General features: G+C 37.3%; 22 protein-coding genes. 17 read left to right on the forward strand and 5 right to left on the reverse strand.

Features of this window, described 5'->3' with window-relative positions:
• Together JMN32_RS08625 and JMN32_RS08630 are read left to right on the forward strand one after the other, a co-directional pair.
• On the forward strand, positions 1–415 hold a 415-nt coding region (locus JMN32_RS08625; protein WP_202855918.1), incomplete at its 5' end, for a hypothetical protein.
• A 644-nt stretch (positions 416–1,059) separates the two neighbouring features.
• Complete coding sequence (locus JMN32_RS08630) at positions 1,060–1,551, forward strand: helix-turn-helix transcriptional regulator (protein WP_202855919.1); 492 nt, start codon at positions 1,060–1,062, stop codon at positions 1,549–1,551.
• A gap of 89 nt (positions 1,552–1,640) precedes the next feature.
• Here JMN32_RS08630 and JMN32_RS08635 read toward each other — a convergent pair whose 3' ends face one another.
• The 4 genes from JMN32_RS08635 to JMN32_RS27515 form a co-directional block, all read right to left on the reverse strand.
• Positions 1,641–2,696, reverse strand: a complete 1,056-nt coding sequence (locus tag JMN32_RS08635; protein WP_202855920.1) for a S8 family peptidase — start codon at positions 2,694–2,696, stop codon at positions 1,641–1,643.
• Positions 2,693–2,905 carry a hypothetical protein gene (locus JMN32_RS08640; RefSeq protein ID WP_202855921.1) on the reverse strand — a complete coding sequence of 71 codons (213 nt, stop codon included), beginning with the start codon at positions 2,903–2,905 and terminating at the stop codon, positions 2,693–2,695. Before JMN32_RS08640 ends, JMN32_RS08635 begins: the two co-directional genes overlap by 4 nt.
• A gap of 343 nt (positions 2,906–3,248) precedes the next feature.
• On the reverse strand, positions 3,249–3,563 hold the full coding sequence (locus JMN32_RS08645) for a hypothetical protein (protein WP_202855922.1): 315 nt from the start codon (positions 3,561–3,563) through the stop codon (positions 3,249–3,251).
• A 127-nt stretch (positions 3,564–3,690) separates the two neighbouring features.
• Positions 3,691–3,816 (reverse strand): hypothetical protein, encoded by a 126-nt coding sequence (locus JMN32_RS27515; RefSeq protein ID WP_262896708.1) that lies wholly within the window; start codon positions 3,814–3,816, stop codon positions 3,691–3,693.
• Positions 3,817–4,312: 496 nt separating this feature from the next.
• Here JMN32_RS27515 and JMN32_RS08650 point away from each other — a divergent pair, with 496 nt between their 5' ends.
• From JMN32_RS08650 to JMN32_RS08720, 15 genes are all read left to right on the forward strand, one after another.
• Positions 4,313–4,804 (forward strand): helix-turn-helix transcriptional regulator, encoded by a 492-nt coding sequence (locus tag JMN32_RS08650; RefSeq protein WP_202855923.1) that lies wholly within the window; start codon positions 4,313–4,315, stop codon positions 4,802–4,804.
• 766 nt (positions 4,805–5,570) lie between these two features.
• The gene (locus JMN32_RS08655) at positions 5,571–6,260 is read left to right on the forward strand and encodes a hypothetical protein (protein WP_202855924.1); all 690 of its coding nucleotides are present in this window, start codon (positions 5,571–5,573) and stop codon (positions 6,258–6,260) included.
• 16 nt (positions 6,261–6,276) lie between these two features.
• On the forward strand, positions 6,277–6,666 hold the full coding sequence (locus JMN32_RS08660) for a cupin domain-containing protein (RefSeq protein ID WP_202855925.1): 390 nt from the start codon (positions 6,277–6,279) through the stop codon (positions 6,664–6,666).
• A gap of 8 nt (positions 6,667–6,674) precedes the next feature.
• Complete coding sequence (locus JMN32_RS08665) at positions 6,675–7,823, forward strand: hypothetical protein (protein WP_238354397.1); 1,149 nt, start codon at positions 6,675–6,677, stop codon at positions 7,821–7,823.
• Between the two features lie 284 nt (positions 7,824–8,107).
• The gene (gene greB, locus JMN32_RS08670) at positions 8,108–8,584 is read left to right on the forward strand and encodes a transcription elongation factor GreB (protein WP_202855927.1); all 477 of its coding nucleotides are present in this window, start codon (positions 8,108–8,110) and stop codon (positions 8,582–8,584) included.
• 193 nt (positions 8,585–8,777) lie between these two features.
• Positions 8,778–9,284, forward strand: a complete 507-nt coding sequence (locus JMN32_RS08675) for a hypothetical protein (protein ID WP_202855928.1) — start codon at positions 8,778–8,780, stop codon at positions 9,282–9,284.
• Positions 9,285–9,430: 146 nt separating this feature from the next.
• Positions 9,431–10,126, forward strand: a complete 696-nt coding sequence (locus tag JMN32_RS08680; protein ID WP_202855929.1) for a DUF1963 domain-containing protein — start codon at positions 9,431–9,433, stop codon at positions 10,124–10,126.
• Positions 10,127–10,196: 70 nt separating this feature from the next.
• Positions 10,197–10,574: a nuclear transport factor 2 family protein gene (locus tag JMN32_RS08685; RefSeq protein ID WP_202855930.1), complete on the forward strand. Its 378-nt coding sequence runs from the start codon at positions 10,197–10,199 to the stop codon at positions 10,572–10,574.
• 1,080 nt (positions 10,575–11,654) lie between these two features.
• Complete coding sequence (locus tag JMN32_RS08690; RefSeq protein WP_202855931.1) at positions 11,655–11,993, forward strand: GIY-YIG nuclease family protein; 339 nt, start codon at positions 11,655–11,657, stop codon at positions 11,991–11,993.
• A 123-nt stretch (positions 11,994–12,116) separates the two neighbouring features.
• Positions 12,117–12,665, forward strand: coding sequence for a hypothetical protein (locus tag JMN32_RS08695; protein ID WP_202855932.1), 549 nt, complete (start codon positions 12,117–12,119; stop codon positions 12,663–12,665).
• A gap of 74 nt (positions 12,666–12,739) precedes the next feature.
• Positions 12,740–13,186, forward strand: a complete 447-nt coding sequence (locus JMN32_RS08700) for a GNAT family N-acetyltransferase (protein WP_202855933.1) — start codon at positions 12,740–12,742, stop codon at positions 13,184–13,186.
• A gap of 97 nt (positions 13,187–13,283) precedes the next feature.
• Positions 13,284–13,775: a DUF6985 domain-containing protein gene (locus JMN32_RS08705; protein WP_202855934.1), complete on the forward strand. Its 492-nt coding sequence runs from the start codon at positions 13,284–13,286 to the stop codon at positions 13,773–13,775.
• Between the two features lie 75 nt (positions 13,776–13,850).
• Positions 13,851–14,495: a hypothetical protein gene (locus tag JMN32_RS08710; protein ID WP_202855935.1), complete on the forward strand. Its 645-nt coding sequence runs from the start codon at positions 13,851–13,853 to the stop codon at positions 14,493–14,495.
• A 113-nt stretch (positions 14,496–14,608) separates the two neighbouring features.
• Complete coding sequence (locus tag JMN32_RS08715) at positions 14,609–15,712, forward strand: lipid II:glycine glycyltransferase FemX (RefSeq protein WP_202855936.1); 1,104 nt, start codon at positions 14,609–14,611, stop codon at positions 15,710–15,712.
• Between the two features lie 105 nt (positions 15,713–15,817).
• Complete coding sequence (locus JMN32_RS08720; RefSeq protein WP_202855937.1) at positions 15,818–16,504, forward strand: DUF4272 domain-containing protein; 687 nt, start codon at positions 15,818–15,820, stop codon at positions 16,502–16,504.
• A 202-nt stretch (positions 16,505–16,706) separates the two neighbouring features.
• Here JMN32_RS08720 and JMN32_RS08725 read toward each other — a convergent pair whose 3' ends face one another.
• Positions 16,707–17,267 (reverse strand): hypothetical protein, encoded by a 561-nt coding sequence (locus JMN32_RS08725; RefSeq protein ID WP_202855938.1) that lies wholly within the window; start codon positions 17,265–17,267, stop codon positions 16,707–16,709.
• Positions 17,268–17,400: the final 133 nt, after the last annotated feature.

The following is a 17,400-nucleotide window of genomic DNA, read 5'->3' on the forward strand; positions in this document are numbered from 1 at the left end:
TGAGTACCTTGATAATACCCTGGATCTCCTTTCTAAATCTCAACGTGCACTGGCTGCTAATAATGTAAGTTTAAATATTGAGGATGTGTTTAGGGTAAATGATATACGTCAGCGACAACAAACATTAAAGGAGAGTTTTATTAAGGATCTCCAATATAATCAGTTACAAATTTTACTTGATAAAGAAGTAGAATCCTATCACCGTGAGGTGAAGCAGGCAAAACTAGATAGTGAACGCATAACCATTTTTAAGTCGGTTGGTATAGCTATAGTTTGTCTGGTTATTGCCCTTATAGGTACTGTTGTTGAGAGCCGTCGCAAAATCAAGAAACACGAAGGCGACCATTACAGAATGAGCAAAATCAGGGAATTATTTCAAAGCCCATTAGGTAAAAAATACTTGGAAGAGAAATAAAAGTAAGAATATTTAAGGTTATGAAGGTTTAACCGATGGCTTTTTAGTTATGGTTATGTGGTGAGCTCTTTGGTATAGACCGGTATTTTCATCATTTAATGGCTTTCTTTCCCTATTTCAGTAAGATAGGTGCCAATGTGTTTTTCACTTTGGTCATTTTAAGCGCTTTATTTTCGTCCACTTCTGCTAAGCGAGTTTCTTTTTTTACGTCTTATAGTCCATCGTTCTGTTTTTGGTGAGTGGTATAGCGTTCCGGTGCCTCATGTTGCGGACAGGTCATAGATCCCGTGAAGAAGGCTCTTCGCTAGTTAAAACAGGTGAAAAAGAGGTCAATTTAGGGCAAGTAAGGATATGCTATTTTGATTAGATTGTAGCGATAGGTTGTTCAATCTTGGGTGTTGGTGGTTTATTCTATTTTCTGCAAAAAAGTCCTCTAAATCTTCCTGAGCAAGCCAGTAGCCAAATGATCAAAAGCCTTTCTTACAGACTTTAAATGGGGGTTACCCATCTCTAGTGTTGGAGGTTTAATGAACGGTACATGGCAATTGACTTTAATTATATATATTTGGTTTGCTGCTTTCGTTAGCAAATAATCCAAAACCGAATGATCACTTTTGATCCCTCATTTAAAATGTATGCATTTAATGTTTAAAACAACAACAATCAATAAAAAAGTTATGCATTTTCGGCTTTTAAACAATTTGTCTCAGGCCGATCTTGGGAAGAAAATCGAGGAATTAACAGGAGAAACATGTGATCGACACGCGATTTCCCGTTATGAAAATGGAAAGCGTAAAATACCAGTCAACTACGTGCCGGTTTTGGCTTATATATTTGGAGTTTCCATCAATGAGTTGTTCTATTCATCTAAGGAACTTAAACAACAAGGTAGTTCAGGCTCTCTGGAGGTTCAGGTTGCAGAGTTTAAGGAATTGGTTGCCGGTCACTCCTCTGCGATATCGAAAAAAGCTCTTGAAGTAATAGAACGGGCGCAAAAAGAGATACAAGATTTGAAGGGTCAGGCTAAACTTTACCAAAAAGATACTAAAAAGTATAAAGAGGAGCTGGAAAAAATTAAGCCCTTCATCAAGAAAATTGGCAAATATGTTGCGCAAATTGAGGTACATACAGACTAACTAACCCATGAATGTTTCATTATGACTGAAGCTTATGAAAAACCTTTTCCGATCATTTTTTCTTTTAACTCCAGAAACCTTCATGACAACTAGGATTTATATGGTTTGTATGGAGTTGATTTCTTTTCCGATGAAATTGAACGAAGATTTTTTTTTAGATTGGCTTGAACCTTCTCAGGTTTAACCCCAGATGAAAGCATTCTTGCGATATAGCCACTTATAAGTGCTGTGTAGCCACTACTATCACCTAAGGAGTTCCCAGCCTGAGTATTTACAGACGGTATTTTATTATTTTGAAATGAACAGGAAATAGAAGGAGCAAATCCGTTTTTTTTCACGCTTTCGAAATTACCCTTACTATAAACCCCTACGCATATCAGTTTTCCGCTTTTTGAAATTTCTGTCATATCACCATAGCTGTTAACCCCCGCTGCCACGACCAAAGTCCCTTTATCCTGTAATGCTTTGATTTTTGGTTTTATGTATTCAACGGTACCTGATAAGATGTCCAAGCTCATATTCACTATATGACACTTCTCACCTTCCACATCGTTAAGTTTTATAAGGTAATCAAGGGCATCTAATAACCTTCTGTCTTTTGTACTGCCATAGCTATTCACTACTCTTAAATCTAGTATTTCAGCTTCTTTCGCTAAACCAGTTATTACTTTGGAGTTGGCCCCAATGATCCCCGCAACCCAAGTACCATGAGCATGGATTTTGCCCTTATTAATAAAGTCTTTGCTATACTGTCTGTTTACCTTGATTCCGGCAATGTCCATTATTCCACTATCAAGTACTGCGACCCTGACCCCCTTCCCAGTCCCATCTGGAATGGATGGAAAGTTTAGCAGTTTTACGAGGTCAATAGCATTATCATCTTTAGCCACTTCGCTATCAAGTTCTAGCTTCTTAATAAAGACTTTCTCTTCAACATCCATACTTACCCCACCACTCCAGACATAAGTACCATTGGCAAGCAAGTACCAAGACGGGACACCCTCGTAGTAATCTTGCTTTGACAGACCTAACACTACATCTGTAATATTAATCTCATCTCCCGATTGATAGACCCCCAACCTATTTGCTTTTACACTAGGCTCCCCCCTAATCAACAGATTACATGTGACGGTAGCTTTGGTCATACTTTCGCATTTTTAATTACCTCCCGCTTTGCGGCTTGCTGAGAAACCGCTTCTCGTAACTGTATGAGTTCATCTGAGAGGTCAAACCAAAATGAAGCACCAATAGAAATGGCTAAGGCAGTAATTAAAAAGTCCCAGAGTTGATATTTATTGTTTCCTTTTTCCAGTCTTCTCGCTTCGAATGTTTTTATTCTGATAGGCTCTAACAAATACTTTCTTTCAATCTCAACGCTGAGATTATTTAGGTTGCCTTGAATTCCTTTAGGGGCATTTGCTGAATGCTAAACTCTTTGATGTATAACCAAAAAAAACATCATGCCTTAACGGCCACGGAACGCTCAATAACAGGTTTCGATAACTTTTCAGTATGAACTCATAAGTCTCCGAGTCAGAATAGTACTCGATTAAGGAGTCCCTCTTTAAAAAAAGTTCAAGGCGAGTACTATCCCTAATTATCTCTTGTTTAGTGTCATAAAAAACCACTTTCGAATGATTTCTGATAAAAAATTCGTTTGCGGCCTTATTGTCTTGAAATATCCTTATCATATGTGTTCAATTATCAGGGCAATTTAATGGGTCTTTAATTCGTATAAGTCTTATCAATTCTTGTAAGTGTTTTATTCGCATGGCCTGACCTTTTAAAGAGTAATTCATGAACTGAAACTCTCTTTCATATTCTTTTAGCATCTTACTCTTCTCTATGGTTTCGGCTAATCCGTTTTCATAGATCAGGTGCGCGAACGTCACGTTTATATCTTCATATCTAGTAGCTAGCCTGGTCGTGTTTTTTATTAGTTCATTCAGTCCTTCTAATAGTCGGCTATATTTCTCATGAGAATCTTCCCATGTAGCTTTTGAATTTTCCATAGTTCTTGATGTTTAGGCAGGTATCTCAGGGAGGCACTTACGCCTCCCCTTGACAACTACCAACCTAAACCTACCTCATTGGGGTAAAACACGAAGCTCGTACACTCATAGTCAGTCGTATTTGATTTTACAACCTTTCATCTCTGCCAAAGCTTCTGTATAATGTTGCTAATTCAGTGTTCATTTCCAGTTTGCCGGCCAGTTCCTCCTGTGTTCTGCTTTCCTTAGAGGCAATCAGATCTTCTAACTGCAAAAACCTCCAAATGGTCATGGGTATCCCCAAGGTGCGTGTTAGCGTAGCTTAACTTTGGATAATTTTCTTTTAAAGGTACTGGGTCGGCTTGCTGTTATGCAGTGTGCTTTCAGGTCCTTCTTCAAGTCGACAATTAGGAGATTTAAGTCCCACTTTTTGATCGAAATGAATAGTGGTAACAGTTTTTTCTTGCTTATCAGCGATAAAAACTATCTTTCCATTAAACACATAAAAAGCCTATTCGTGATTTATTCTATTTACTGAAAAAAAGTCTTCTAAATCTTCCTGAGCAAGCCAGCAGATCGGTGTTCTATCAAAAGCCTTTCTTACAGACTTTAAATGGGGTGTTGCCTTACCTATCTCTAATGTTGGGGGTTTTAATGAACGGTACATAGCAATTGGTTTTTATTATATATATTTGATTTGCTTCTTTTTAAGCAGATAACTTAATAGCGAGAGATCACTTTTGATCTCACATTTCAAATGTATTAAAATTGTGATCAAAAAAACAACACTTAGCGAAAAAGTTTTGCATTTTCGGCTTTTAAACAATTTGTCTCAGGCCGATCTTGGGAAGAAGATTGAAGAATTAACAGGAGAAACATGTGACCGACACGCGATTTCCCGTTATGAAAATGGAAAGCGTAAAATACCAGTCAACTATGTGCCGGTTTTGGCTCATATATTTGGAGTTTCCATCAATGAGTTGTTCTATTCATCTAAGGAACTTAAACAACAAGGTAGTACAGATTCTTTAGAGGTTCAGATTGCAGAATTTAAGGAATTGGCGGCCGATAATCCCTCCGCTATATCTAAAAAAGCTCTTGAAGTAATAGAGCGGGCGCAAATAGAAATACAAGATTTGAAGAGGCAGGCTAAACTTTACCAAAAAGATGCTAAAAAGTATAAAGAAGAGCTGGAAAACATTAAGCCCTTCATCAAGAAAATTGGCAAATATGTTGAGCAAATGGGAGCATATACAGACTAACCCGTGAATGTTTCATTATGACTGAAGCTTTATAAAAAACTTTTTCCATCATTTCTTCTTTTGATTCTATTGCCATTTTCTAGTTATGATCAATTTTGATCTTATAAGCCTCACACTCTTTGCTTACTTTTTGAATTCTTTTAACCCCCAAAAATAATCAGGAATAGGGTAATCAATGTACCAGATGCGGTTTGCATTATGGCCATTTGCTCTGCCTGTTTTTTCTTTTCAACCAGGTTGGCATGATTGGCCTCACCTTTTCTGATCAGGCTTTGATTATATAAAAAAGCAGTGAGTTACTCTCTAAGTTCAATCAGTAATTCATTGGTTCTATGCAAAATGTCAAAAAGTAAAGGATCACAGTTTTGAAGAGCTAAACAAAAGGAAATAAAATCATAGCAAAAGACCATAGAGAATTTGATAAGCTAAGTCCAGGAGCGAATCAGTAATCCCAGACATCATTTCAAGGGTATGACTAGGACATTGTACCTGTTATTATTGATTAATCTGAGGAACTTAGCAACTGCCTATATTAACAAAGGGTTAGTACATGCTGTTAAACAAATAAAAAGTAGAGGCAAATAACGCAACAATGCCAATGTTGGCAGACGCTTAGAATATCATATTATACAGGAGCGAAAACAGTTAGATTCAGTCCTTCAGAGTGAGAAATTGATGGTAAAAGTGTTACAGAACCTGGCGAAAACGTCTGCTTGTGGCATACATGTAAATAGTAAACCATTGTGAATAAACAAACCGGTCTAACATGAAACCAACCAATTATTTCATCGCCCTATTTTTATTGATCAGTTTATCAGTAGTAGGGCAGGTTAACACTCCTCAAAATATAATGACGCTACAACCACAAATTCCACAGCAGGTTGTAAATGACATCAATGCTCTAAGAACTATTACAGCAGGCCAATGTAATGAAGCTAAGCTCGCTTTAAGGAATGAGATAGTCAACCGAAGTAACCCCTATATAGGGCGCTATTCAAGGTTGCAATATGCCATACTTAGAGCAGATGATGCACTGATGAACTGTTTTCAGAGCTGCCTTGATGATAAGAATAACTTGGTCAGTCAAGTCGGCCAGCTTAACAGTGAGTTGGAAAATGCTGAAGCTTATCAAAATAGTTACAGAAACTGCCAGGATAACCTTCAGGATGCGAATGAAACTACGATCACCATCAGTGTAATAGGAGGTTCGTTTATTTTAATTCTGATAGTAATCTGGTTGAAGGTCAGATCAGTAAGGGAAATATTTAAAAATGTTTTTGAAAAGATCCTGGATACTGTTCAGGAGAAATTGCTGGATGCGGCAGTGGCTGCTCTGGAAGATGAGACCTGGAAGAAGAAGTTTGGGAAAATACAGGATCTCTATACACAGTATAAGCAAAGAAAAATTAAGGCAGAAGAATTTGAACGAAGGTTGAATGAAATATTGGCCACATAACACTAAAAATTTAACCATGCAAAAGTTTAACACCAAACAACTGCCCTTAAAGGCAGATGCAATCGCTCCTGATGGATCAGAAGTACGTTTATTGCTCGGTTTGACTCGCGGAGGAATGGCACATTTTAAATTAGCACCTAATCAGGTATCTAAAGCTGTAACCCACAAGACCATTGAAGAGATATGGTATTTTCTTTCCGGACATGGGGAAATGTGGAGAATGCAGGGGGATTACGAGGAAACGGTCAATATTGGGGAAGGAGTGTGCATTACAATACCTACCGGGACACACTTTCAGTTCCGGTCCAAAGGAGGTGAACCTCTAATAGCAATAGGTATTACTATGCCTCCTTGGCCCGGCGAAGATGAAGCGACCATTGTGAAAGGTAAATGGGAACCCAATTGAAAGAAATAATGGAACCTTTGTCAATATACTATTACCCCTATGCCAATTTTGGAAAAGAGCAATTACAATTATTAAAAGTTGCTGCGCTTTATTTTGATAAATTGTACATTCTAGATCCCTCCAAAGCCAACTGGAGCGGAATCGGTCAACCGGATTATGAGCGTGATGTAAGAACACTTGAGTCAGAGGGAATAATAGAAAGAATTAGCCCTGAAGATGTTCTGCATAAATATGAAAATTTAATTCAATATTCTATTGAACAAGATCTTAAAGATCAGGGATTTAGGGAAATATGTGATCATTATTCCCTGGGTAAATGGACATTGGCTATAGCTAAAATTCCAAAAGAACTTAGGGATCTTCCTGATTATCAACCAGTGGATCAATCCATGCGCAATTTGATGTCCAGTGTTGAAGGTTCTTATGGAGAAACTTTTGATGGAACAATCCCGGTCTATGATGAATATCGGGAAGTTCAAGAAGGTGTTAGAGAATACCGGTATGCAGATATGCCCTTTGCGGTTGGAGAGGCGATTATGATGAACCATGCCTTAGTTGGAAGCTTGCTACATACCTCAGCCGTACCTATCACTGATGACCCAGTCCATAGTCAAATTCTAAACTACAAAATCGAGCAATCAAAAAAAATTCCTCAAATACGGGATATTATTCTTGACCGACATGCTCAGCAGTCACATGCCCATGCATCAATGGCTGTTCAAACATTGTCCGATTTTCAATTTGAACCAATACCTCAAGAAATGAATATTGATGATATCCTGAAACATAGAGAAAAATATAAGGGCGAGTTGAATGTTCTCAGAGATAGATTGGGCAAGATGGCGCGAGAAATTAACTGTCAGCCCTGGACGAAGGAATTTGATGATGAAGTGTTTCATAAACTAATTCCTGAGGTCAATAAAGCGCTTGAACCCACCAAGGCAGCTTGGAAATCCCACCTCAAAACTACTGGGCTACTACTCGGCGGTGCTAGTATTGTCTTATCGCTTTTTGGTGCACCTCTTACACCCATCGCACTGGGTATAGCCGGAGTTAGCCTGGTGAAAGATGTGGGCTTAGGTGGGTTTGAAATACTTAAAGACTGGCAGACAGGAAAAAAACAAAATGGATTTCATTACTTGATAAAATTGAAATAAAGGGAGGAAACAGAATTAAGAAATATGAATTTCACACTGCCAACTTTTTAAAAACCTAGAATGTAGCTAAATAAGGTTTTGAGAATTCGCCTCCTCCCACTACGACGAAGCCGATTGCAGAAAAGTGATCAACTTTTTTGTTTGTTATGTATTTAGTTCTGTGAGCCACAGGCCTGGGAAAAATTTCGTAAAAGACAAGAATGCCCCTCACAACTCTGTATGAATCTTGGATAATTGCATGATTTTCATTTCTCTTGTATCTCAATGCAAAAGCTTAACAGACTATGAAGAGATCAATGCTGATTACCCCGGAAGGATTAGAAAAGCTAAAGGCTGAGTTAGATCATCTTTGGCGAGTAGAGCGACCGGAAACTACAAAAAAAGTTTCGTGGGCTGCCAGCCTCGGCGATCGGTCTGAAAATGCGGATTACCATTATAATAAAAAACGGCTGCGTGAAATCGACAGGCGCGTTCTGTATTTGCGCAAATGCATCGACAATTTTAAAGTGGTACACTATCACCCTCACCAAGAAGGTAAAGTGATGTTTGGAGCCTGGGTAGAAATTGAAAATGATAAAGGCTTGAAAAAGCGCTTGCGCATTGTGGGTTATGAAGAACTTATAGGAGCTAAAGATTATATCTCGATGGACTCTCCCATGGCACAGGCTCTGCTCAATAAAGAGGTGGGTGATGTGGCCATTGTACAGACAGCTGCGACTCAGTTTTCGTGGCGTATCACCAAAATTGAATATCAGAAATAAGGTTAAGTATACCTGTGAAGGTTTCATGACTCCTTATTATCTATTAAAGAGTACTTAACCATAAGGTCCAAGAGCGTATAGCCATCAAGTAGACGAAGCCTATGGAATCACTTTTTTTTGTAGCTTCAATATGTGATTGGGTGTCACTTTAATAGCCCAGGCCGTCTTAACCATGGTTCGTAGTGTGTTAATTATGAAAACGAAACTGACAAAATATTTTACCCTGATAGCACTGGTATTGATCATTCTAGTCGGAATATTTCTTTTTACACAGCCAAGCCTGGAAGAAATCAAAAATCAGATAGCGGAGAATAATAGCTATTTTGTAGAAACACCGTTGAAAATGGAATATGATTCTCTTTGTAAAGTAGAAGATGAAAAGAATATTTATTTTCCGGGTAAAGATGTGAAATATGCTAAGCTCACTAAGAATGACTTTTGGAAAAAATCAGAAATAATAAAAGGAAAAGGGTTAGCCAAACTGCTTAAGTTTTTGAATGATAGTACGAGTTATCGATGGGGAGAACTTGGAACCCCTGAAATTCATTACTACCTGACCTATTTTGACCAGGAAGACAATTGTATTGGATTAACAACAATTGATTTAGAAGGCATGGCCTACAGCTACCCAATGATAGCTCGAATGAAATGGGGAATGCTTAAAGACATGGATTTGATTGACAAATTGATTACTGAATAAAAGTAACTTGTGTAAAGTTCAATGCTTACATCCCCGTTTAAAAATCGTAAAGGTTTGGTAGGTTGGATGTCCACTTTGATTAGAAAGGAAATAATTAATTAACTCCCATTACATACGTTTATCGGATATTTTGGCAATTATAAAAAATGAACATAGAAGAAATACAAAGGAAAATAGCTAAGCCTGCTACCAGGTTTTTGACTGGTGGATTTAGGCCGGAGAATACTATTACAGAAAGTTGGATTGGAAAAGTTTTTGCTTTTGGGCGCGGGGAAAGAATACCTACCGACAAAAATGGTGATTTAATGATACCAATTGCCCAGTTGTGTTTGGTGGATTTACCCTTTGTTAGTTCGGCATTAGCAAATACCAAACTGTTAACTGTTTTTCTCTCAAAAGATTTTCCTGAGGAATTTGAGCCTATGGGTGAAAACTGGTTAATAAGAGAATATCATGATTTAAATGATATTGAAGTAAAAGAAATTACTAATGAGAACTCATGGCTAAAGCCATTTCCTTTAAAGCCTGAGTATGTTGAAAGAGATTACCCCATATGGGATGGTGGGGGATTATCACTTGAAATGGAAGATGAAATATTAGCACTGGAAAATAATGGAACCATTGAAAGCTATTATGGTATAATTAGCCATACGTATGAGCACAAGATTGGAGGGTTTCCTTCATTTTGCCAACCTGGAGTGGATTTTGGTGATGATTTTGAATTTGTGTTTCAAATTTCCTCTGACCAAAAAGCAAATTTTAATGTAGTCGATAATGGTAGTTTAATGTTTTCCAAAAACATAAAAACAGGAGAATGGAGCATTTATTATGATTTCTATTAGACTATTGCTCTCCGGTAGTCTAAAGAACACAGAGTTACACTAGCAACAATGCAAACAAGCCTGATAAATAATGAACTTAAGGGAAAATAAAGAAAATGCTATAGCCTTCTACAAAATGGCTTATGAAGGAAACCCGAAAAAAGCTGTGGAGTTGTATGTGGGTGACGAGTATATTCAGCATAATCCGGATGTGGCAGATGGGCTTTCGGGTTTTATAGAATACTTTGAAAGAATGCAGGCGGAATACCCGGAAAAATCCATTGAATTTGTACGGTGCATTGCTGAAGGAGATTTGGTTGCAGTACATACCCATCAAACTTGGCCAGATAATGATCAATACGTAACAATGGATTTTTTTCGGTTTGATGAGAAAGGAAAAATCTGCGAACATTGGGACTCTATTCAGCAGATTCCAAAGAAATCATCAAACCCGAATACGATGTATTAAAAAGGAAAAAATGTCTCCTGACAAAGCAAATACAATAGGTATTTTTCCGGTCTTGCCTCCATCCATTTTTGTGGCCAAAATGTTTTTGTTGAAAAAACAAAAGCGGGAAACTTATCTTTTTATAGATAAACTTCCCGCTCATTTAAAATACTTCGTAAAGTATATTAAACGTCAAACTATTGTTATTACGGCTTCATCATCCAGTCGAAACTTTCAGAATCTAATTAAACACTGTCTTGACAATTCCAACTTCCTGTATCCGTAGATAAGAAAGAATTTCATGATCAGGCTTTGTATTTAACCTTACTGTTTCCAGTAAGCCTTTTATCATTTGCTTGATATTATAAAGGTACAACATGCTATTAAAGTAATTGATGACCAATTACTCTATTCTTGATGATTTTAATCACTATTTCACAGTGTTTTTACAAGTTTTCTGAATTGTAAAATAGTTCTCATGTGTTCTGAAGCCTTTAAGGTATCCACTGTAACAGTATTTAGATTTACCCCCTTTTGGAAGCCTATTGGCAACAGCCAAATGCAAAGATTTTTTGCGAATTTTTCATCTTCTAATATTTGAGTTGCCTCATTGAAAAACTACATGAATCCATATTGTCCTATTTTTCCCGGAGTGTCTCAGAAAAAATGGCATCAACCTTTCCAATTATGGTTTCATTTTCTGCCAAGGCCATAGTTTGAGCCAAAGCACCTGATTGAAGTAAAAATAAAATTTTACTGATTATTAAAAATTTCTTTATCGAGTAAGCTATTAATACAATTATTAACTATAGATTTAGTTGGTAAAAAGTATGAATGTTAAATACGCTTAAGTTTCAACAGTAAATTAACATTCACATGCAATTGTGAGATTTAATCACGGTATGCGTTGATCTTCCTACCTTAGCATATAGATTATAAGGAACGAGTAGACCGCTCACATTAAATAAACCGAGTTGATAATAATATATTGATAAAGTTATAAGTGTAGTCTTTAACTTTAGCAGACAAATTCCAAGGCTGGTAGCATAGTGTTACAGGTTGCTTATAGAGAAATAATGGAACAATTAGAGTTTATATCATATGAAAACTAAAAAAGAGCTTAAAGAGGAGTACAAACAAATGAAATTCCCCATGGGAGTATTTCAAATAAAAAACTTAAGTAATGATAAAGTTCTAATTGACAATAGTGTTGATATGGAGTCCAAATGGAATAGGCATAGGATGGAACTCAAATTAGGGAATCATAGAAACAAAGCTTTTCAAAGTGATTGGAATGAATATGGGGAGGACAATTTTGTTTTTGAGGTATTATCGGAGCTCAAAAGAGGTGAAGAGGAAAACGTTAATTACAACAAAGAATTAAAAACCCTTCAGGAAATGGTAATCGAAGAACTGAACACTCAGAATTTATTATACTAAACACCCGTGCAGCCTCTAGAGGCATGAATGAAATGTTTGAAATAGAGAGATTGATTCAGTTTTATTTTCACTTATCTTAATCAAGTTGATTACTCATTAGATCGGATGATGTGCAGATATGCAATGATTACATATAAACCTCATTATGCATGTTTTGATTGTAGGAAGGCTTTTAAGCGTAGGCTTCTTAAGGATATTGAAGGAGGGATCAATAAACAAAGCGAATCTTATGACGCAAAGTGCCCGGAGTGCGGTAATTTGATGGCAGACATGGGGTTAGACTTTGAGGTTCCGAGTAAAAAGGACATCAAGGCATGGAATCATGTAAAAGATTTGTATAAAATAGGGGTTACATTTCATTCGTGTGGATGTACCGGCCCTGGTTACATACCAAAAGACAAACAAGCACTGATCTTATTTCTAAGAGAAAAAAGAGAGAAATTTCTTAAGCATCGCAATTTTTGGGCATCTAGAGTAGAACCCAAAACGGAAAGTGAAATTCAGAAAGATTGGAACAAAAACAGTGAATTTCTCTGGGTAATACCTGATAGTTTAAAAACCGGATCAAAGAAGAATAGAAAGATTGAAATTGGAAAAGCTGTTGATCACTGGACTCAGCAATTAGCTGATATTGACTCCAGGATTCAAAAAATAACTAATGTACAACCATAGCTAAAACGCATGGTGGTGCTAGCCGGTATGTCTGTTTAAGTAAGAATTTTAGCTGCAAGCATATAAACTAAAAAATGATAAAAATACGAGAAGCAACAAAAGGCGACGTAGATATATTGTATAACATGATTATGGGAATCGCCAAGTTTCACGATCATGAAGAATTTGTGATTACGGATAAGCAAAAAATGCTAAGTGCCGGATTTAATGAGAACCCAAAGTTTGGAGCTTTAATAGCTGAATTTAATGATGAAGTAGCTGGCTATCTTTCTTACACCTGGAACTATTCTATTTGGAATGGGAGTGAATACATGAACCTGGACGATTTATTCGTTTGGGAAGAGTACCGAAAACATAAAGTGGGTTTAAATTTAATGCAGCGAGCAAAAGAAATTTGTAGTGATAAAGCCATCAATATGATTCGCTGGGAAGTAGAAACCGATAATATCAAAGCCATCGACTTTTACAATAGACTTGGTGTAACTATGAAAGAGAAAGGACTATTCAGGTGGGACTTTTAAGGGATAACCTTGCACAGGAAATACGGAAAGGATCCTGATTTGTGCGAGGCATTTCATACTGTTTAGAAAGAGAATTTGTGTTTCATTAAAAACAATTATGAATAAGCATAAATACTGGGGAAGTATTGAAGAAGATTGGGCCGGATTTTCCGCCGAAATAGTGTTTTATTCAAAACACTTCAGTAGTAAGCCTATCACGATATTTCTAGGGAGCGAATACGATGATGAAGGGGAGGAGGTGGAAACAGTCCCCACCCATGATGAGCTCGACAACTTTGAAAAGACATATACAGCGTTCTTAGCTGACCTGGATGAAGTTGTTGATGAAATAAAAGAAAAGACTTTTGAGAGGTATCTAAAATTATACGCCCACTACTATGAAAATGCACATAAGTCAGGAGAAGAGCCGCTAAATATTGATTCAAAAGACAAGCATTTTGAAAATATTCAAGATGTCAACTACATCAGGATATTGAGGCATGGAAATATTCAAATACCGATTCGTTATAAACTAGATACAGAACACGGTATTGAAATACGGCTTGAAAACAATAAAATAATTGATATCGGAGGAATAGCCGAAACTTAAAAAACCACCATAACTTGTTAGAACCTGAACATGAATTTTAAGCCCTTAATTTTCCTTCTTAACATTTTAATGTTAATGGCTTGCTCCATTAATTCTGAAAGTACTCAGAATGAACCCGTGGTTCAACAAGACCTGAAGGCAATGGTGAGTGATTCGACTTCAGAGTCCCTGGACTGGGAAGCTTATCAGGATTCCCTTCGCTCAGTGCTTTTGAAATTAAAACCAGATAATTTTTTAAAGGGGAGCATGCTGGAGGAGTTCTACATAAGAAATCTGATTTCAGTTTCAGGAGGAGAGCTGGTTTTTGATCTTCGTTTCGATTTACATGCATTTGATTGTGGCGCACCCGATTGTTATTCAACTGATATCAAGTTTGGGATCCCTCATAATAACCAACTGCAATTTCCCAATGAACTTACTTTTTCGATTCATGAGCATGGATGTGTGGATACCGAGCGTCGGGCAACAGGAGTAATGAGACTGGTTGAAAAGGGAACTACTTTTGTAAACTATTATTCACGAGACCAGCAAAGCAACCTGGTTATTCTTGGAGCGGATAAGGATAAAGCGTATGCTTACTACTTTACAGGTGTTGAACCTGATTCAATTAAAGCAGATCAAATACCTGAAGTTATCATGAATCTTTCGGATACAGCAGCAGTGCCATATCGCTCAACTCAACTTCTAACATTGGAATACGAACGCTTTTTTACCCAGTGAAGCAGACCCTGGTTATACGAGGCCATTACACTCAACATTACCACATTGAGCCACAATTAGCAGCCAACCTTGAACGGATTTCATATTGAACCATCATTTTTTAGTTTTGCACGATGATTTGTAAACTGGAGAAGAAAGGAATTGAAGAACTTAAAGCAACAAACATCTTACCTCAAACCCCTTTCTGGGGTCGTGTCAAAAGCAATCAAGGGTTTACTGCCAAGGGATTTGAATTAACGGTTTCAAAGGATGTGTTGATACATACTTCAGATACTCAGGTTAAAATTGAGGATGACCTATTGGTCCTTATAAAATGCATTGATAAGCACCATTGCTTTGCCTATGTTCCATATGGGCCAAAACTGGAGCCTTCATTTGAAAATCAGGGATTATTTCTTGAACAGGTATCAGAATCTATCAGGCCACACCTGCCATCAAATTGTATGTTTATTCGCTACGATTTAATGTGGAAAAATCAATGGGCGGCTGAAAAAGATTATTTTGATGAATCGGGCAATTGGTTGGGAGCACCTTCAAGCCAAACCCAGGAGTATAGAGTTAACTTCAAAACTGATAATTGGAACTTAAAGAAAAGTGTAAGTGATGTTTTGCCTAAGAATACCTTCTTTCTTGACCTGACTCTTGAGGAGCAGGAGTTGCTGGGCAACATGAGGTATAATACAAGGTACAATGTGAAAAAAGCTATTAGCAAAGGAATCACCGTTCAGGAGTATGGCCGTGAGTATATCGCAGATTGGTATAAACTATACTTGGAAACCGCTATTCGACATAATATGCCTTTGCAAAGTATGGAGTACTTTGACTCTATTCTGTCCAATCAGGATAACAATACTAAGGGAGTTAATGTAAAAATGCTGATGGCCAATGCTGATGGAAAATTTCTTTCTTCCATGTTTTTGGTTCTATCTAAGGAACGGGGAACCTATTTATATGGTGCATCAGCAAACTGTAAAAATAACCTGATGGCCAGTTATGCTCTTCAGTGGGAATCAATACGCCTGGCCAAAGATTGGGGGTGCACGGAGTATGATATGTTTGGTTCGGCTCCTAACTTAAATCAGACACACCCATTACGTGGAGTGCATGTTTATAAAAAAGGGTTCGGAGGAAACCTGTACCATAGAATGGGGTGCTGGGACTACCCCTATAATCAAAAGCTTTATGATATATATAGATATCAGGAGTTAAAGAACTAAAGTTTACGATGGTCAGTCAATTTGAGGAAATTATGGAACCTTACGTCAGTGTTTTGTTAATTCATAGTTTTACATGCAACAACAACTTTAATACATAACTATACCATGGGCATATTTGATTTTATAAAAAAGCAGAATAATGGGCCGAAAACAGCTGAACAGAGGAAAAAGGAGAGTGAAAAACTGTTGAAGAAGTTGAATATACCCTACATTGAACATTTACCATTTATTGAGGAAGAAAGTGAAGTCAAAATTAGAACGGCAAAAGAAATTGGGGAGCGAATATTAGTTCTGACTTATCTAAACTATGTTTCAGAAGTTCCGGAAGAGCGTGACAAAGTCATCAAATTTTTAGAAAGTCACGCTTTATGGGAGAAGGTATCTCCAGACGAAAAGGAGCTTTTTAAAAAGGATCAACTTTCTGATCAGGAGGCCATAAACATTTCCTGGCGATCAGAAGCGGTTTGGCTACTTCAGTGGGTTATAAATAAAGTAGACAAATTGGAACTGCCAACTCATCAGGCGGAAATCAGTGAGATTGTATCAAGACTTCCCGGGTTTCTAAGCGACCCCAGTGAATTTATTGATAATGCGACACTTAGACCCACAACAGAAATACTTGATATTTCAGATTTGACATACAGACTTCATTGGGCAACAAAAAATGCAGATTTAAATGGTCAACCAATGCCTGTTGGCTTAAGCTTAAGTATTGTTATGGAAAGACATTACGCCATTAACTGGGTTACATATTATGCTGATGAATGGGACGACGTTTCGACCGACACATAAATTGATGCTTGTAAAAGCAAGTGCTTTTTGATTTGTCCACTAATCATAGGTTTGGCTAACCAGGGAAATATACCTCAATTTATTTGTACTCAAGCTAGTGCATGTCTCCTGACAGGCACTTTCTATACACCATATTTTATAGCAGTAATGTCTGTCGAGAGGTATACTGCGAGAATGGATATGAAAACTGATGACGTTGCTCCTAATTACTTTGAGCAAACTGTATCTTTACGCGTCTTCGTTCAATGTCTTTATTCGTATTGTCGTCTATAGAGAAGAACAGCAGGTATAAGGGGCCATCAACCTCAGTTAATGGTACATGCACTTTGTCTTCGGTGTATAGCTTTTCCACGGTATAAGTTGCATAGGTCTTTTTTCCTTTGGTCTTTATCGGTTTATCCAGCCTGTGCCAGTCCTGTCCCTTGTTGGGGCTCCAGTAGCAAAAGTAGTCGTTACTGATAATGATGTCCTTTTCTTCATTAAAGTCTTCTTCTGACATTACTTTCATATCAATGTAAAGCCATTCGCTTTCAGGAGGCTTGTTATAACTTTTATCAGTCAAAGAGGCACTTACATAGATGCCTTCTGTTTTGTTAAACTCCATATGAATCACAAATTGCTCAGGCTCTAAAACCAGCGCCTCATCCGAATCAGCGATTTCATAGGTTTGGCCCCCTTGTGAGATCTGAATTTCGAATGAAGACTTTTGAGAGAAGGCCGAAAAGGCTGAGGTGAGTAGTAAAAGCTGTAGTATGTACTTCATTGAATAGTTGTGTTTTTTTATTGTAAAATTGGGTATTTACTTCTGTGAAGGACTGAAGTTATTGGTTTTTGGATATAACGGTTTGAAATATGCCACTGATTTCGGAGTGTTTATGCCAGTGATTACGGTTCAA

The sequence above is a fragment of the Fulvivirga marina genome, assembly GCF_016775155.1.
Taxonomy (GTDB): domain Bacteria; phylum Bacteroidota; class Bacteroidia; order Cytophagales; family Cyclobacteriaceae; genus Fulvivirga; species Fulvivirga marina.

What these genes read in the sequence shown, in the direction of transcription:
- JMN32_RS08630 (WP_202855919.1), top strand. Translation starts at nt 1,060, where the DNA reads ATGTTTAAAACAACAACAATCAATAAAAAAGTTATGCATTTTCGGCTT.
- JMN32_RS08635 (WP_202855920.1), bottom strand. Translation starts at nt 2,696, where the DNA reads ATGACCAAAGCTACCGTCACATGTAATCTGTTGATTAGGGGGGAGCCT.
- JMN32_RS08645 (WP_202855922.1), bottom strand. Translation starts at nt 3,563, where the DNA reads ATGGAAAATTCAAAAGCTACATGGGAAGATTCTCATGAGAAATATAGC.
- JMN32_RS08655 (WP_202855924.1), top strand. Translation starts at nt 5,571, where the DNA reads ATGAAACCAACCAATTATTTCATCGCCCTATTTTTATTGATCAGTTTA.
- JMN32_RS08660 (WP_202855925.1), top strand. Translation starts at nt 6,277, where the DNA reads ATGCAAAAGTTTAACACCAAACAACTGCCCTTAAAGGCAGATGCAATC.
- JMN32_RS08665 (WP_238354397.1), top strand. Translation starts at nt 6,675, where the DNA reads ATGGAACCTTTGTCAATATACTATTACCCCTATGCCAATTTTGGAAAA.
- greB (WP_202855927.1), top strand. Translation starts at nt 8,108, where the DNA reads ATGAAGAGATCAATGCTGATTACCCCGGAAGGATTAGAAAAGCTAAAG.
- JMN32_RS08675 (WP_202855928.1), top strand. Translation starts at nt 8,778, where the DNA reads ATGAAAACGAAACTGACAAAATATTTTACCCTGATAGCACTGGTATTG.
- JMN32_RS08680 (WP_202855929.1), top strand. Translation starts at nt 9,431, where the DNA reads ATGAACATAGAAGAAATACAAAGGAAAATAGCTAAGCCTGCTACCAGG.
- JMN32_RS08685 (WP_202855930.1), top strand. Translation starts at nt 10,197, where the DNA reads ATGAACTTAAGGGAAAATAAAGAAAATGCTATAGCCTTCTACAAAATG.
- JMN32_RS08690 (WP_202855931.1), top strand. Translation starts at nt 11,655, where the DNA reads ATGAAAACTAAAAAAGAGCTTAAAGAGGAGTACAAACAAATGAAATTC.
- JMN32_RS08695 (WP_202855932.1), top strand. Translation starts at nt 12,117, where the DNA reads ATGATTACATATAAACCTCATTATGCATGTTTTGATTGTAGGAAGGCT.
- JMN32_RS08700 (WP_202855933.1), top strand. Translation starts at nt 12,740, where the DNA reads ATGATAAAAATACGAGAAGCAACAAAAGGCGACGTAGATATATTGTAT.
- JMN32_RS08705 (WP_202855934.1), top strand. Translation starts at nt 13,284, where the DNA reads ATGAATAAGCATAAATACTGGGGAAGTATTGAAGAAGATTGGGCCGGA.
- JMN32_RS08710 (WP_202855935.1), top strand. Translation starts at nt 13,851, where the DNA reads ATGGCTTGCTCCATTAATTCTGAAAGTACTCAGAATGAACCCGTGGTT.
- JMN32_RS08715 (WP_202855936.1), top strand. Translation starts at nt 14,609, where the DNA reads ATGATTTGTAAACTGGAGAAGAAAGGAATTGAAGAACTTAAAGCAACA.
- JMN32_RS08720 (WP_202855937.1), top strand. Translation starts at nt 15,818, where the DNA reads ATGGGCATATTTGATTTTATAAAAAAGCAGAATAATGGGCCGAAAACA.
- JMN32_RS08725 (WP_202855938.1), bottom strand. Translation starts at nt 17,267, where the DNA reads ATGAAGTACATACTACAGCTTTTACTACTCACCTCAGCCTTTTCGGCC.